At 69.0% G+C, this 14,540-nt stretch carries 14 protein-coding genes; 10 read left to right on the top strand and 4 right to left on the bottom strand.

Annotation, left to right across the window (positions count from 1 at the left end; all coding sequences use genetic code 11):
- Positions 1 to 68: 68 nt before the first annotated feature.
- Complete coding sequence (locus ACFXJL_RS07655) at positions 69 to 1,439, bottom strand: aspartate aminotransferase family protein (RefSeq protein ID WP_358876677.1); 1,371 nt, start codon at positions 1,437 to 1,439, stop codon at positions 69 to 71.
- A 171-nt stretch (positions 1,440 to 1,610) separates the two neighbouring features.
- Here ACFXJL_RS07655 and ACFXJL_RS07650 point away from each other — a divergent pair, with 171 nt between their 5' ends.
- The 7 genes from ACFXJL_RS07650 (at position 1,611) to ACFXJL_RS07620 (ending at position 7,713) form a co-directional block, all read left to right on the top strand.
- Positions 1,611 to 2,246, top strand: a complete 636-nt coding sequence (locus tag ACFXJL_RS07650; RefSeq protein WP_384690176.1) for a type 1 glutamine amidotransferase family protein — start codon at positions 1,611 to 1,613, stop codon at positions 2,244 to 2,246.
- A complete protein-coding gene (locus ACFXJL_RS07645) occupies positions 2,243 to 2,689 on the top strand; it encodes a MarR family winged helix-turn-helix transcriptional regulator (protein ID WP_384690173.1) in 447 nt (148 codons plus the stop codon). The genes ACFXJL_RS07650 and ACFXJL_RS07645 overlap by 4 nt, the downstream gene beginning before the upstream one ends.
- 58 nt (positions 2,690 to 2,747) lie before the next feature.
- Positions 2,748 to 4,529, top strand: a complete 1,782-nt coding sequence (locus ACFXJL_RS07640; protein ID WP_384690170.1) for a protein kinase — start codon at positions 2,748 to 2,750, stop codon at positions 4,527 to 4,529.
- A gap of 67 nt (positions 4,530 to 4,596) precedes the next feature.
- Complete coding sequence (locus ACFXJL_RS07635; protein WP_358876681.1) at positions 4,597 to 5,082, top strand: hypothetical protein; 486 nt, start codon at positions 4,597 to 4,599, stop codon at positions 5,080 to 5,082.
- Positions 5,083 to 5,094: 12 nt separating this feature from the next.
- Entirely contained in the window at positions 5,095 to 6,558 is a 1,464-nt protein-coding gene (locus tag ACFXJL_RS07630) for a hypothetical protein (RefSeq protein ID WP_384690167.1), read from the top strand.
- Positions 6,555 to 7,175, top strand: a complete 621-nt coding sequence (locus ACFXJL_RS07625; RefSeq protein ID WP_384690165.1) for a hypothetical protein — start codon at positions 6,555 to 6,557, stop codon at positions 7,173 to 7,175. The genes ACFXJL_RS07630 and ACFXJL_RS07625 overlap by 4 nt, the downstream gene beginning before the upstream one ends.
- 154 nt (positions 7,176 to 7,329) lie before the next feature.
- Complete coding sequence (locus ACFXJL_RS07620) at positions 7,330 to 7,713, top strand: peptidoglycan-binding protein (RefSeq protein ID WP_384690163.1); 384 nt, start codon at positions 7,330 to 7,332, stop codon at positions 7,711 to 7,713.
- Positions 7,714 to 7,985: 272 nt separating this feature from the next.
- Here ACFXJL_RS07620 and ACFXJL_RS07615 read toward each other — a convergent pair whose 3' ends face one another.
- Together ACFXJL_RS07615 and ACFXJL_RS07610 are read right to left on the bottom strand one after the other, a co-directional pair.
- A complete protein-coding gene (locus ACFXJL_RS07615; protein ID WP_358876685.1) occupies positions 7,986 to 8,507 on the bottom strand; it encodes an SMI1/KNR4 family protein in 522 nt (173 codons plus the stop codon).
- Between the two features lie 301 nt (positions 8,508 to 8,808).
- Entirely contained in the window at positions 8,809 to 10,092 is a 1,284-nt protein-coding gene (locus tag ACFXJL_RS07610) for an adenylosuccinate synthase (protein ID WP_358876686.1), read from the bottom strand.
- A gap of 153 nt (positions 10,093 to 10,245) precedes the next feature.
- Between ACFXJL_RS07610 and ACFXJL_RS07605 the strand changes: the two genes are divergently transcribed.
- Complete coding sequence (locus ACFXJL_RS07605; protein WP_358876687.1) at positions 10,246 to 11,076, top strand: diacylglycerol kinase; 831 nt, start codon at positions 10,246 to 10,248, stop codon at positions 11,074 to 11,076.
- Between the two features lie 177 nt (positions 11,077 to 11,253).
- Here ACFXJL_RS07605 and ACFXJL_RS07600 read toward each other — a convergent pair whose 3' ends face one another.
- Entirely contained in the window at positions 11,254 to 11,772 is a 519-nt protein-coding gene (locus ACFXJL_RS07600) for a MarR family transcriptional regulator (RefSeq protein ID WP_358876688.1), read from the bottom strand.
- A 92-nt stretch (positions 11,773 to 11,864) separates the two neighbouring features.
- Between ACFXJL_RS07600 and ACFXJL_RS07595 the strand changes: the two genes are divergently transcribed.
- Entirely contained in the window at positions 11,865 to 12,773 is a 909-nt protein-coding gene (locus ACFXJL_RS07595) for an ATP-binding cassette domain-containing protein (protein WP_384690157.1), read from the top strand.
- Positions 12,770 to 14,386, top strand: coding sequence for an ABC transporter permease (locus ACFXJL_RS07590; protein ID WP_384690154.1), 1,617 nt, complete (start codon positions 12,770 to 12,772; stop codon positions 14,384 to 14,386). The genes ACFXJL_RS07595 and ACFXJL_RS07590 overlap by 4 nt, the downstream gene beginning before the upstream one ends.
- Positions 14,387 to 14,540 lie beyond the last annotated feature (154 nt).

Here is a 14,540-nt window from a genome sequence, read left to right as displayed (position 1 = left end):
ATGCGCGAAGGGCGGGCCCGGATTCCGGGCCCGCCCTTCGGCTGTGTCACGGGGCTGTGTCGCGGGGGTCAGCCTTCGACGGTGTACCCGTCGGCGACGGTGAGCGCCGCGTCGAGGATCGCCAGGCCCTCCTTGGCCTCCGCCTCGCTGACGTTGCACGGCGGCACGGTGTGGGTGCGGTTCATGTTGACGAACGGCCAGAGACCCTGGGCCTTGCACGCGGCGGCGAAGGCGGCCATCGGGGCGTTCGCCTCGCCGGTGGCGTTGTAGGGCACCAGCGGTTCGCGGGTCGAGCGGTCCCGTACGAGGTCGAGGGCCCAGAACACGCCCGTACCGCGGACCTCGCCCACGCTCGGGTGGCGCTCGGCAAGTTCGCGCAGCCCCGGGCCGAGTACGGTCTCGCCGATGCGGGCCGCGTGCTCGATGACCTTCTCGTCCTCCATGACCTGGATGGTGGCGACGGCCGCGGCGCAGGCCAGCGGGTGACCGGAGTAGGTGAGTCCGCCGGGGTAGGCACGGGTCTCGAAGGTGGCCGCGATCTTCTCGGAGATCGCCACCCCGCCGAGCGGCACATAGCCGGAGTTGACGCCCTTGGCGAAGGTCAGCAGGTCGGGGACGACGTCGAAGTGCTCGGACGCGAACCACTTGCCGGTGCGGCCGAAGCCAGCCATGACCTCGTCGAGGATGAGGACGATCCCGTACCGGTCACAGATCTCGCGTACGCCCGGGAGGTAGCCGGGCGGGGGGACCATGATGCCCGCGGTGCCCGGGACGGTCTCCAGGACGATCGCGGCGATCGTTCCCGGACCCTCGAAGGCGATGGTGTCCTCCAGGTGCTGGAGGGCGCGCTGTGCCTCTTCCGCCTCGGTGGTCGAGTAGAAGGGCGAGCGGTAGAGGAACGGCGCCCAGAAGTGGACCACTCCGGAGGTGCCGTTGTCGGACGCCCAACGCCGCGGGTCGCCGGTGACGTTGATCGCGGTCGTGGTGCCGCCGTGGTACGAGCGGTAGGCGGAGAGCACCTTGGGGCGTCCGGTGTGCAGCCGGGACATCCGGATGGCGTTCTCGATCGCCTCGGCGCCGCCGTTGGTGAAGAAGATCTTGTCCAGATCGCCGGGGGTGCGCTCGGCGATGAGCCGGGCGGCCTCCGAGCGCGACTCCACCGCGAAGGCGGGCGCGAAGGTGGACAGCTTGCCCGCCTGCTCCTGGATGGCGGCCACGACCTTCGGGTGCTGGTACCCGATGTTGGTGTAGACGAGGCCGCTGGTGAAGTCGAGGTAGCGCTTGCCCTCGTAGTCCCAGAAGTACGAACCCTCGGCGCCGGCGACGGCGAGCGGATCGATCAGCCCCTGGGCGGACCACGAGTGGAAGACGTGCGCACGGTCTGCGGCCTTCACGGCGGCGCCGGCCTGGGGATCAGCGGGGTGGGCTTGAGCGGTCATGCCGGCGAGCCTACGGACGTCCCGACGGCGCTCGACATCACCATCCTGTCTGTCCTGGGGCGCTTTCCTCGTCGTTCTGTCGGGTGGCCCGATCAACATTGACAGCATACTGCCAATATGACAGTCTTCTGTCATAGCTACCGGGCCTGTCGGCCCACCGAGGAGGACGCCATGACCCGCACGACCATCCATCTCGCCGTCTACGACGACTTCGCCGACTGGGAGCCCGGCTACGCCACCTCCCAGCTCACCCAGCACGGCTTCACCGTCCGCACGGTCGGCCTCACCACCGACCCCGTCACCACCATGGGCGGCATCCGCATCCAGCCTGATCTGGCCCTCGACGAACTGACCGGCGCGGCCGTCGCCGACAGCGCCCTGCTCCTGCTCACCGGCTCCACCGGGTGGGACACCGGTCATGACCTCGCACCCTTCGCCGCCAAGGCGCGTGAGTTCCTCGCATCGGGCGTCCCGGTCGCCGCGATCTGCGGGGCGACCCTGGGCCTGGCCCGCGAAGGGCTGCTCGACGACCGCGACCACACCAGCGCGGTGTCGTACTACCTCGCCGCATCCGGGTACGGGGGCGGCGAGCGCTACCAGGAGGCCGACGCCGTCACCGACGGCGACCTGATCACCGCCGGCCCGACCGAACCGATCGCCTTCGCCCGGGAGGTCTTCGCCCGGCTCGGTGTGTACGAGGGGAAGAAGCTGGACGCCTGGTACCGGCTGTTCCACGACTCCGACGCCTCCGCGTACGCCGTCCTCGAAGGGGAGGACGAGGGTTCCGCCGGGGTGGGCACGTCATGAGCCGTGCCGAGCAGGACCTACTGAGCCGCACGGCGCTGGGGATCTTCCGGCTGAACGGCCAGTTCCTGGCCGCGTCCGAGGAACTCGCCGCCCCCGCGGGGCTCACCGCGGCCTGGTGGCAGGTGCTCGGAGCCGTCCTTCCCGAGCCGCTGCCCGTCGCCGGGATCGCCCGCGACATGGGGATCACCCGACAGAGCGTGCAACGGATCGCCGATCTGCTGGTGGAGCGGGGACTCGCCGCGTACGAGACCAATCCGGCCCACCGACGGGCCAAGCTGCTGCGACCGACGGACGAGGGACGGGCAGCCGTCGACCGGCTCGGCCCCGGACATGCGGCACTCGCGGCGCGGCTGGCGGAGGTACTGGGCACGGCACAGTTCGCGGAGACCGCTCGGGTACTGGAGGAACTGTCCCAGGCGATGGAGACGATCCGGAAAGGGTGACAAGCGCACTATCCTCAGCCCGTCCGCAGATGTCGCGATTGGGGGAGGACTTGCGGCGATGGAACCACTCACGCCCGGGGACCCACGGAGTATCGGTGCGTACCGCCTGCTGGCCCGCCTCGGCGCGGGCGGGATGGGACAGGTGTACCTCGCCCGCAGCGACCGGGGACGCACGGTCGCGGTCAAACTCGTGCGCCGGGAACTCGCCGAACAGGACGAGTTCCGCAACCGCTTCCGGCAGGAGGTCCAGGCGGCCCGTCGTGTCGGGGGCAACTGGACCGCCCCCGTACTCGACGCGGACACCGAGGCGGCCGTGCCCTGGGTCGCCACCGGGTACGTCGCCGGTCCCTCGCTCCACTCGGTCATCGCCGAAGGGCCGCTACCGGAGCGGTCGGTCCGCATCCTGGCCGCCGGGCTGGCCCATGCGCTCACCGACATCCACACCGCGGGCCTGATCCACCGCGACCTCAAACCCTCCAACATCCTCATCACGCTCGACGGACCGCGGGTCATCGACTTCGGTATCGCCCGCGCCCTGGAGACCACCACCGACGGCGGTCTGACCCGTACCGGCTCGGTCATCGGCTCCCCCGGCTTCATGGCCCCCGAGCAGGTGCGCGCCACCCGTGTCACCGCGGCGTCCGACATCTTCTGCTTCGGCTCGGTACTGGCGTACGCGGCAACGGGCCGGCTGCCCTTCGGTTCGCCGGACAGTGGTCAGCACGCGGTGATGTACCGCATCGCGCAGGAGGAACCGGAACTGACGGACGTGCCGGACGGCCTCGCCGACCTGGTGCGGGCATGCCTGCACAAGAGCCCGTCCGAGCGACCGGAACTCGCGGAGATCCTGGAGCGCGTTCCCGTCGAGGACGACGGCGAACCATGGCTGCCCGCGGCGCTGGTCGCCCGACTGGGACGCCACGCGGTGAGCCTGCTGGAGGTGGAACAGCCTCCGGAAGGCACCACCAACGCAGCACAACTGGCGCCCGACGCCGGCAATCCAGGACACCGGCCCGCGGGTTCTGCCGCGGCACCGGGCCGGGCACCACTGCCCGGCTTCGGCCCCGCACAGGCCCCAGGACACCGAACGCCGTCCGTCCAGCCCTCCGTCCAGCCCTCCGTCCAGCCGTTCGTCCAGGGGCCGAACCCCGCGTTTCCCCCGGCACCCGGGCAGAGCCCCACTCCGCCCTGGGGTGCGGGAGCGAGGTCCGGCGTCGCAGGCGGTCTGCCCCCCGCACCGGCCGCCGCGCACACGCCGCACGCCCCCGGGCCTGTGTCGCCCCCGCCCTACACTCCGCCACCGGCCCCGAGCTCCTCGACCTCGCATGTGCGCGCCATCGCCCTGGGTGTGGTGGCCGTGGTGATCGCGGTGGCATCGGCGAGTTGGGTGTACTACGCCCTGAGGGGCCCCGACCATACGGAACCGGACGCCCGACCGAGCAATTCCGCAGCCGGCCCCTCCCAGGCCGGCAACCCCTCCCCCACTCGATCACCCCGCCCGACGGGGGCCGTACCGGAGGGCTTCCTCGGCACCTGGACCACCACCTTCAGCGCGGAGGACGGCACCCACACCCGGGTGATGGTGATCAGCCAGGGCGAGACGGGCGCCCGAACGATGGTGCTGACCGGCACGGGCCCGACCTACGACTGCCGCTGGTCCGCAACCCTCCAGAAGGCCGGCTCCCCAATGGAGTTGGGACCGACCCGACTGGACGAGGGCGACCGCGGTTCCTGCTCCCCCGGCCAGTGGAGCCGACTCGAACTGACCGACTCCGGCACCCTGGTGCGCGAACTGGTGGGATCGGGGGGCTCACCGCTGACGTACAACCGGACGAACTAGCTCGCCCGTCGCCAACTCCCTTACTAACATGAGTATTTCGCATTGAGCACGCGAACGGGGAGCAGGCATGACGTTCAATAGCGAGTGGGCTGAAGCGATCGCCGCCACCAAAGACCGACAGTCGACAGCAATGCAGTTGAATCAAGTCGCACCTGACCCGGGTGGGGGCTCGGGCAGCGCGGAGCCGGATCTCGAAGTGACCCAAGACGATCTCGGGGCGGTTGGCAGCGAGGCGTTCCGCCTCCACGATCAACTGCGCAAGGGCTCGGACATCGCTGGCGCCGGCAGCGGAAAGAGCGAATCCGGATCGACCGCCCGGGCAGCGCAGGAATGCTCGAACCACAACCTGGCCATGGGTGGTGAACTCTCCAATACCCTCTCCCTGTGGGACACCCAGGTGAAGACCCTCCTCCAGATGTGCGCCCATATATCCAACCACTTGGACTACACCAAGAAGTCACACAGCAACGAGGAAGCCGAAATCGCGGCGAGTCTGCGTCGCCGTGATGGAACAGCCGTCGCGGCATCCGACATCTCTCGACTCATCAAGTAGCGAGGAGTTGAGATGAGCACATTCGGATACTCCGACCTTATTTCCTTAGATCTCGGCAAGCTGGAAACAGCCGTGGCGGACTGGAAAACGATGGTCGGCGCACTCGCCAAACTCAAGGCCGACGCAAGCGGAGGAATGCTCAAGAAGTCCGAGGCCGCCCGATGGCAGGGAGTCAATGCCTCGGTCACCCGGGAGTTCGTCCGCAACGCGGTCAAGGAGTTCGCGGATCTCCATGCGCAGGCCCAGAGCGTCCACAACGTACTGGACGATGCCCACTCGGAACTCACCCGCATCCAGAACCGGGTGAAGTCACTGGTACGGCAAGCCGCGGCCGGCAATCCGACGCGGGCCGAACCGGACCCCGGCCTCATCGTCTCGGACGCGGGCAACGGCGCTGTGCGGGTCGTATCGACGATCTGCGATGTGAAGGGCCCGTCGCAGCGGACTGAGGATCTGATCCAGTGGTACGCCGACACCCTCACCAGTCTGGTCACCCATGCGGCAGAGGTCGATGCCGCAGCAACCCGCGCCCTCAAGGCCACTCACGGGGGCGACCCTCACAACGCCGGACACGCGACGTACACATCGCTCGATCAGGACCAACTTCCACGAGCGATGAAGCTTGCGGCACTCGGAGACGAGGCGAACGACAAGCAGCGGGCAGAAATGCGGAGGCTGTGGCAGTCACTGAGCCCGGAGGGGCGGGCCCAGTTGTGGCTGAACCACCGGGATGACCTGCTCGCAGGCGGTCTGTTGAACCCAAGCGTCAAGAAAGCGGCGCCGGATCGAGGGTCGGGGAGATTCGACTCCGAGAGCCCCGGCGCGGACGAGTGGCTCACCAGGGAGAAGATGCACCTCCTCATCACAGGCTCCGAGTGGGCCGGCAGCAATGACGCAGGAAAGCACATGGAGCACTACCTCGGCCGGAGCGGAGACCCGCTGAAACTACCCGTGGACAGGATGCTCGCGGATGACGAGAACTTCAGGGGCCATATCGACAACCAGATTCGACGCCATCAGGAAGGGTGGCGCGAGCAGGCCCTGGAAGAGTTCCACAAGAACGGCGGACGGCCGGTAGCGATACCCATAGAGACCGACAATGAGGACTACACGTTCCCCAAGAACACGGAGCCAAATTGGTTCTACGCAGTCGGCTCCACCCGGTCCAACATCACTGGGGTGATCACCGTCGTACCGGATGCCAACGGCCAACCCAAAGTCGGCCTCGACTACCAGGCCAATGCCTGGGATCGGTACAACTGGGATGCCGGCAAGGGAGTGGAGATCGGCCCCGTGTCCATCCCGGACGGTGAGATGGGTCGACAGCACGTCGTCGGGCACGCCAAGGAGTTCGACATGGCCGGGAGCAGCTCCGTCAAGCACTACGATCTGGGCGGATCAGCACCCAATACCGACCCGCTTCCACAGCCGCCCGACCCCGGTCGCGACGGCGGACGGACGGACCCGAGCCGATGACTCATCCGAACGCCGGCGAACGCCGGAAACTCCCCCTCGCCACCCGGCTGACCGTCATCGCAGCCACCTTGGTGGTGGTCGTCGGTGGGGGCGCACTCCTCGCCCAGTACCTCGGCGACCGTGTGATGTCCGAGCAGGTGCAGAAGGAGAAGGATTGCTGTTGGCTGGCCGGAGCCACTCCGGCCTGGACGATCGAACTGCTCGGTGTGACCGTTCCGCAGACGGCATCGGATCGGCGTGCCGCCTACAAGAGCGATCGCGTGGACACCTCGCTTCTTGCGTTCACCTTGCCGAGCAAGGCAGCTGACGCCTATTTGGCGGCGTTGAACCCACCGGGAACCACATTGATCAAGAATTTCAACCCCAAGGGCAAGGACTACGAGCCGATGGCTCCCTTCGCCCGGTTGGGACTGCCGGAGCCGGAGACCATCGTTACGGGAATGCGGCTGGGCGGGCTCTGCGAGGGGGACGTCGCCACTCCCGAGGGGCGCAATGTCCACCACTGTCTGGACATCTACGCCCATGAGTTCACACCCGGCTCCACCCGTATCTACGTGCGTGCGAGCATCGAGCCAGGCGCCAGCCCTCCGGCGTCGAACGGAACGTCTGCGCCCTGACCGCCGCTTGCGGGGCACGGTCGGCAGTGGTGCGCACGCCCCTGCTCCCGACTCCCCCGTCAGGGCGGTTTCAGGGGGTTTCGCTTGGCGTGTTCAGCCCTCTCATGGCGACCTGGGAGGTGACTGAACCGTCCGGAGCGATTGGAGAGACCTGATGAGCCTGCGCAGAGTCGGAATGGCCCTGGCCGTCGTGTCGCTCGTGGTGAGCGCGTTCACCACGTTGGCCGCCAGCCCGGCATCCGCCGTTACCAAGCCCCAAGCGTCCGTGGCGCCCTCCTCCCCCGTTCCCGCCGTCTACTGCGGCTACCACGGTGCCGTGACCCCGCCCACCGTGCGCCGTGGCAGTACCGGCAACGCGGTCAGAGAGGCGCAGTGTCTGCTCCAGTACTGGGGCTTCGACGTCGGGCCCACCGGTGTCGACGGCAACTTCGGCCCCCGTACCGAAGCCGCGGTGAGGGACATCCAGGCCGCGTGCGGCATCGGTGTGGACGGGATCGTGGGGCCCATCACCTGGAGCGTGCTGCGCAACGGCTGTTGAGCGTCGGATTCCCACGGGCCCGGTCCAGCCGCCCGGGCCCGTTTCCAGTCCAAGTCCAGGTCCAAGTCCAAGCCCAGGTCCTAGTCCAAGCTTCAAGTCCAAGCTTCAAGTCCCCGTCCGCTGAGCAGCCGATGTCGGGGCAATGAGCCTGAGGGGCCCCGGAATGCTCCGGGACCGTACTCACGCGGGTCACGGTCGAAAGGCCCGCCGACGGACCCGTCAGGTGCAGCAGCCCCACGGGTCAGCCGGTTTCGACGGCAGAGGTCGTCGCGTCAACGGCAGAGGTCGTCGATGGTCTTCTGGAAGTGGGGGAACTCCTCCGCAGCGGCGGCGATCACCTCGTGCGCCGAACGGCGCGGGCCCTGTGCATGGCGCTCCGCTATCGCGGTCAGCCCCTCTTGCGGGTGCGGGTCACGGGTCGGGTACTCGACCACCTCGAAGGGACCGAACCCGTCGGCCAGCAACCACAGATAGTCGCTGAGGCAGCGGGCGATCACCCCCGTCTCCCCTTCCGAACCGAGGAACACCACCGGCTGTTCGATGAGCGCTGCGTCCGGCCGCACCAGCCAGAGCGCCACCTGCCCGCCGGTACCGTCCTTGCCGAACACCCGGAAGGCAGCGCCGTCCAGTTCATGGTTGCCGGTCCAGGCTTGCAACCAGTCGGTGGTCTCTTCTGCGGAGACAAACTCGTCGAAGGGATACAGATCGACGCCGTCACCGTCGTTGTACTCGAATTCGACCTCGGCCACGGCTGCGAGGGCGGCAGGGAACTCACGATCGTCAATGAGAGGCACAGCCGCAGGCTAGCGCCCGAAACGGCGGTGATCGAGGTCGGCCCCGATACCCGGCCGGCGGGACGAGGGGCAGACGGTCGGCGGTCTTGCGATCGAGCCCCGAGCCTGACACCACGGGCGGCGAAAGCCGGCCGGAAGGAGCACGATGCCCGGGCGGGGTCGGTCCGCCCGGGCATCGTTCATCACATCGCACGGCAGGGTTCCCCCACTCCGGTGCCGGCCGGTGCAGGGCGTTCGGCGCCACGCCCTGCACCCGTACCGCTCACGCGAAGCGCCGCTCGGGAGCCCTGTGAACGCCTTCCTACAGGAAGGAGTTGATCTCGATCGTCTCGGTGCGGCCGGGGCCCACACCGATCGCTGAGATGGGAGCTCCGGACATCTGCTCCAGCGCCTTCACGTAGTCCTGCGCGTTCTTCGGCAGATCGGCGAAGGTCTTGGCCTTGGTGATGTCTTCGGACCAGCCGGGCAGCATCTCGTAGATGGGCTTCGCGTGGTGGAAGTCCGTCTGCGAGTACGGCAGCTCCTCGACCCTCTTGCCGTCGATCTCGTACGCCACGCAGACCGGGATCTGCTCCCAGCCGGTGAGGACGTCCAGCTTGGTGAGGAAGAAGTCCGTCAGACCGTTCACCCGGGTCGCATAGCGCGCGATCACCGCGTCGAACCAGCCGCAGCGGCGATCACGGCCAGTGGTGACGCCCCGCTCGCCGCCGATGCGGCGCAGCGCCTCGCCGTCCTCGTCGAACAGCTCGGTCGGGAAGGGTCCGGCTCCGACGCGGGTCGTGTACGCCTTGAGGATGCCGATGACACGGCTGATCTTCGTCGGCCCCACGCCCGCGCCGGTGCAGGCGCCGCCCGCGGTCGGGTTGGACGAGGTGACGAACGGATAGGTGCCGTGGTCGACGTCGAGCAGTGTGCCCTGGCCGCCCTCGAAGAGGACGACCTTACCGTTGTCGATCGCGTCGTTGAGGATCAGCGTGGTGTCGGCGACGTACGGCCGCAGCTGCTCCGCGTACTGGAGCATCTCCTCCACGATGCGTCCCGACTCGATGGCGCGTCGGTTGAAGACCTTGGCGAGGAGCTGGTTCTTGGACTCCAGCGCGGCGTCCACCTTCTGCACCAGGATGGACTCGTCGTAGAGGTCCTGGACGCGGATGCCCACACGGTTGATCTTGTCGGCGTAGGTGGGGCCGATGCCCCGACCGGTGGTGCCGATCTTCCGGGTACCGAGGAACCGTTCCGTCACCTTGTCGAGGGTGACGTTGTACGGAGTGATGAGGTGAGCGTTACCACTGATCAACAACTTGGACGTGTCGACGCCACGGTCGTTGAGCCCGCTCAGCTCGGAGAGCAGGACGGCCGGGTCGACCACGACACCGTTGCCGATGACCGGGGTGCACCCCGGTGAGAGGATGCCGGAAGGGAGGAGATGCAGCGCGTACTTCTGGTCGCCGACGACGACCGTATGGCCGGCGTTGTTGCCACCCTGGTAGCGCACCACGTAGTCCACTGATCCACCGAGCAGGTCGGTGGCCTTTCCCTTGCCCTCATCACCCCACTGAGCACCGAGCAGCACAAGTGCGGGCACAGGCGTACACCCCTTCCGGGCGGGGCATGTCCAGGGTCAGGGGGCGTGAGCCGTGCCTGAGTCCGCGGACCGGTTGCCCCGGAATAGACGAAGCCCCTGGCGCAATAGCGCAAGGGGCTCTTGCACAAAGATGCTACCCGAGGAAGGACCGAGGTGTCGGCTCACGACCAGCTGCTGGTGGTCATCGACCCGGTCGCCCGCCGAAGTGACGGCGAGTCCGTGCGGATCGCGAAAGATGTTCTGCTCGGAGGCTCGGAGGCGAAAATCTGCCTTCCGGAGGGGCCCGAGGACTTTGCCCGGGCCCTCGCCCGTAGGGGCGCGAGGAGACCCGTCGTGGTGGGGGACGACCGCGCACTGTTGCGTGCAGTGGCCCTCTTGTACCGGGATCGATGGCTGGGAAACGGCGCTCTGTCCCTGGTGCCGGTGGGTCCCGGGCCCGCGGTGGCGCTGGCGCACGCACTGGGCGTCCCCCAGGGAGCGGTCGCGGCGGCGCGCACGGTGCTGGACGGTTCCGTGCGGCGGTTGGACCTGCTGGTGGACGAGAGTGACGGGGTCGTAGTGGGGGATCTCACCATCCCCGTGGCCGGATCGAAACATGCTGCCGGTGCGGGCTCCCTGTGGCACAGCTGCCGTTCGTTGGTCCGTGGCCTGGTGCGACCGGTGCCAGCGCCTTCGGCGGTCCGTCCGCATCGGTTGCGGGTGGAGGTGGACGGGGTGGTGCTGGCCGATCTGGACCGGGAGGTGGAGTCGGTGACCGTACGGGCGGTGGGTGGCCGGGCCGAAGTGGTGGTGCAGCCGGTCCAGTCGGTGCGTCCAGGCCCTTCGGCCGAGCCATTGACCGCGAAGGCGCTGACGGTCACGGTTTCGGGCCCGGACTTCCGCTATCGGGCGGACATCATGGTCACGGGCCCGGTGCGCACCAGGACGTGGACGCTCCAGGCGGGGGCCTGGGGGCTGACACTGCCGTCCGGCGCGGAGGGCTGAATCTCTCCGGGTGCGAGAGCCCGTTCGTACGAGCCGGTTCATGCGAGCCGGTTCCTACGAGCCATGCGAGCTCGCCCGTGCGAGCCCTGCGAGCCGGTTCGTGCGAGCGCTGCGAGCCCGTTCGTGCGAGCCTCGGGCCTCCCGGTCTGTCCGTGCGCGTCGGTCAGGGCGCGGCGGTCAGGGCGCGGCGGATCCCCCGTAGGTCCGTTCCCGGTGCTCCCGCCAGCGGTCCAACAGCAGCGGCAGCTCCTGGCCCAGGAAGTGGAAGAAGTCCTGCGTCTCGGCCAGCCGCAGCCCGGCGGGGGTGTCGGGCCCCAGGCTCGCCACTCCCTCGCGCATGGTGTCCTCCCAGCGCTTGACGATCTGGTCCCGGTTGCCGAGGGCCTCGTACCACTGGTCGCTGTGGACCCGGTACCGCTCGCGTCGTGATCCGGGCTCGCGCTCGCGGGAGACCATCGTGACGTGGGAGAGGTAGCGCACCGCTCCCGAGACCGCGGCCGGGCTGATCTTGAGCTGTTCACCCAGTTCGGCAGCCGACATGGTGCCGGCGTCCGAGGACAGGATCGCCGCGAAGACCCGGGCGGGCATCCGGGCCATTCCCGCGTCCGTCAGCTGGGCGGCGAACCGCTCGACGAAGTCGGACACCGCCTTCTCGTCGCGCTGGGAGTTCGCCCGTGGGGACTGCTCTTCGGTCATGGTCCGATCCTCTCCCCTGCCCAGGGCACCCGACGCAACTTTATACGCTTCCCAATCTTCACAATTTTGTGAAGCGAGCGTACTTTCGGAACATGACTCAGGCGATCAGCGTCTTAGGGCTCCGCAAATCATTCGGGCGCACCCCCGCCCTGGACGGCCTCGACCTCTCCGTGGAGACCGGCGAGGTCCATGGCTTCCTCGGGCCCAACGGCTCGGGGAAATCCACGACCATCCGCGTCCTGCTGGGTCTGCTGCGCGCCGACTCCGGGACCGTCCGCGTCCTCGGCGGCGACCCCTGGCAGGACGCCGTCGCACTCCACCGACGCATCGCGTACGTCCCCGGTGACGTCACGTTGTGGCGCAACCTCTCGGGAGGCGAGGTCATCGACCTCTTCGGCCGGCTGCGCGGCGGTCTCGACCCCGACCGGCGGGCCGCACTGATCGAGCGGTTCGAACTCGACCCCACGAAGAAGGGGCGGACCTACTCCAAGGGGAACCGCCAGAAGGTCGCCCTGATCGCCGCCTTCGCCTCCGATGTGGATCTGCTGATCCTCGACGAACCCACCTCCGGACTCGACCCACTGGTGGAGGAGGTCTTCCAGCACTGCGTGAGCGAGGAACGCGACCGCGGACGGACCGTCCTGCTCTCGTCGCACATCCTCAGCGAGGTGGAGACCCTCTGCGACCGGGTCAGCATCATCCGGCAGGGCGAGCGGGTGGAGACCGGTTCGCTCAGCACACTGCGCCATCTCACCCGCACCAGCATCGCGGCAGAGTTGGCCTCCGCACCCAGCGGACTGCACCGGCTCAGCGGCGTCCACGACCTCGATGTCCGGGGCCACCACGTCACGCTCCAGGTCGAAACCGACCAGCTCGACACCGTTCTGCGCTCCCTCACCGACGCCGGCGTACGGTCGCTGACCAGCAGCCCGCCCACCCTGGAAGAGCTGTTCCTACGCCACTACGCCGATGAGCGCACCGGCCGGACGGCACCCCGATGACCACCACGGCGGACACCTCCCCGCTCCACACCCGGCGCCCAGGCAACAGCCCCTTCGCCGGTACGGGACCCCTGCTGCGGCTCGCCCTGCGCCAGGACCGCGTCATGCTCCCGATCTGGGTACTGGTCCTCTCCGCCCTGGTCGTCAGCGGCGCGGGCACCATCGAGTCCTTCTACGACACCCCCGCCGCCCGCGCTGAGCTCCTGCGGTCGATGACCACCAACGGTTCGCTGCGCGCGCTGTACGGGCCGGTCTTCAGCGACTCCGTCGGCGGTCTGGTCAGCTGGCGCTTCGGAGGCTTCGCGGCGCTGATGGCCGCGGTGATGAGCCTGCTCATCGTCGTCCGGCACACCCGCGAGGAGGAGGAGAGCGGCCGTCAGGAGATGCTGTCCTCCGCCGTCGTGGGGCGCCGCGCCCCACTGACCGCCGCCCTGCTCACCGCCGCGGTCGGCAATGCCGGCATCGCCCTGTTGGTGACCGCGGGCCTGGCCGGCCCGGGCGGATCGACGGCCGGGGCGCTCGCACTGGGGCTCGCCATCAGCGGGACCGGGATGCTCTTCGCCACGACGGCGGCACTGATGGCCCAGCTCACCGAGAGCGCCCGGCTCGCCCGGGGCCTGACCGCCGCCGTCCTCGGTGGCGCCTACGCCCTGCGGGCCGCCGGCGATGCCACCACCGAGCCCTCCGCGCTGGTCTGGCTCTCCCCGCTGGGCTGGGCTGAACAGGTACGTCCCTTCGGTACCGAGCGCTGGTGGGTGCTGCTCCTACTCGCCCTCGCCGTCGCCGCGCAGGCCACCCTGGCGTACGCACTGGCCGGCCGGCGCGATGTGGGCATGAGCTTCCTGCCCACCCGGCCCGGGCCCGCACACGGCCGGCTCACCGGCCCCGCCGCGCTGGCCTGGCGACTCCAGCGTGGCGCCCTGATGGGCTGGACCCTCGGATTCCTCGTCGCCGGGCTCGCCTTCGGATCACTGGCGGACGGGGCGACCGAACTGGTCGGCCAGAACGAGCAGGCCAGGGCCGTCTTCGAGCGGATGGGGGGCCGGACCGGGCTGACGGATGCGTTCCTCGCCGCCATGGTGGGGCTCTGCGGCATGGTCGCCGGGCTGTTCGTGGTCGCCTCCGTGCTGCGGCTGCACGGCGAGGAGTCCGCCCAGCGGGCCGAGCCCGTCCTCGCGACCGCGGTGGACCGGCCGACCTGGGCCGCCGGCCATCTGGCCACCGCCTTCGGCGGCTCGGTCGTGCTCCTCGGTGCGGCGGGACTCGGTCTGGCCCTCGGACACGGCGAACGGCACGGGGCCATCGTCGCGGCGGCACTGGCCCAACTGCCCGCCGTCTGGCTGCTCGGAGGCATCGCGGTACTGCTGTACGGGGTGGTCCCCCGGGCCTCCGTAGCGGCCTGGGTCGTGGCCGGCGTCTGTCTCGCCATCGGATGGATCGGACCGGCACTCGACCTGCCCGGCTGGGTACTGGAGCTGTCCCCCTTCGGTCAGCTGCCGAAGCTCCCGGGAGGTTCCGTGCAATGGCCCCCACTGCTGGTGCTCACGGCGCTGGCCGCCGCTTCCGGCTGCGCAGGACTGGTCGCACTGTGCAGAAGGGACCTTCGGACATGACCTCATGGGACCCCGGATTCACCCGATCGCCGGCGCACTCCTCGACGCCGGCGACGACGCCTCCGTACAGACCCACTCGTACAGACCCACTCGTACAGACCCACCCCCCGTACAGACCCACCGCCGTGTAGACCCACCCCCCGCGCAGACCCAC

It is taken from the genome of Streptomyces sp. NPDC059256, assembly GCF_042753785.1.
In the GTDB taxonomy this organism is placed as follows: domain Bacteria; phylum Actinomycetota; class Actinomycetes; order Streptomycetales; family Streptomycetaceae; genus Streptomyces.
The sequence above is the reverse complement of the archived record's forward strand: the minus strand, read 5'-3'. Positions and strand labels throughout refer to the sequence as shown.

Bases quoted from the DNA above. Each gene is read 5' to 3' on its own strand.
- ACFXJL_RS07655 (WP_358876677.1), bottom strand. From the start codon at position 1,439: ATGACCGCTCAAGCCCACCCCGCTGATCCCCAGGCCGGCGCCGCCGTG.
- ACFXJL_RS07650 (WP_384690176.1), top strand. From the start codon at position 1,611: ATGACCCGCACGACCATCCATCTCGCCGTCTACGACGACTTCGCCGAC.
- ACFXJL_RS07645 (WP_384690173.1), top strand. From the start codon at position 2,243: ATGAGCCGTGCCGAGCAGGACCTACTGAGCCGCACGGCGCTGGGGATC.
- ACFXJL_RS07640 (WP_384690170.1), top strand. From the start codon at position 2,748: ATGGAACCACTCACGCCCGGGGACCCACGGAGTATCGGTGCGTACCGC.
- ACFXJL_RS07635 (WP_358876681.1), top strand. From the start codon at position 4,597: ATGACGTTCAATAGCGAGTGGGCTGAAGCGATCGCCGCCACCAAAGAC.
- ACFXJL_RS07630 (WP_384690167.1), top strand. From the start codon at position 5,095: ATGAGCACATTCGGATACTCCGACCTTATTTCCTTAGATCTCGGCAAG.
- ACFXJL_RS07625 (WP_384690165.1), top strand. From the start codon at position 6,555: ATGACTCATCCGAACGCCGGCGAACGCCGGAAACTCCCCCTCGCCACC.
- ACFXJL_RS07620 (WP_384690163.1), top strand. From the start codon at position 7,330: ATGAGCCTGCGCAGAGTCGGAATGGCCCTGGCCGTCGTGTCGCTCGTG.
- ACFXJL_RS07600 (WP_358876688.1), bottom strand. From the start codon at position 11,772: ATGACCGAAGAGCAGTCCCCACGGGCGAACTCCCAGCGCGACGAGAAG.
- ACFXJL_RS07595 (WP_384690157.1), top strand. From the start codon at position 11,865: ATGACTCAGGCGATCAGCGTCTTAGGGCTCCGCAAATCATTCGGGCGC.
- ACFXJL_RS07590 (WP_384690154.1), top strand. From the start codon at position 12,770: ATGACCACCACGGCGGACACCTCCCCGCTCCACACCCGGCGCCCAGGC.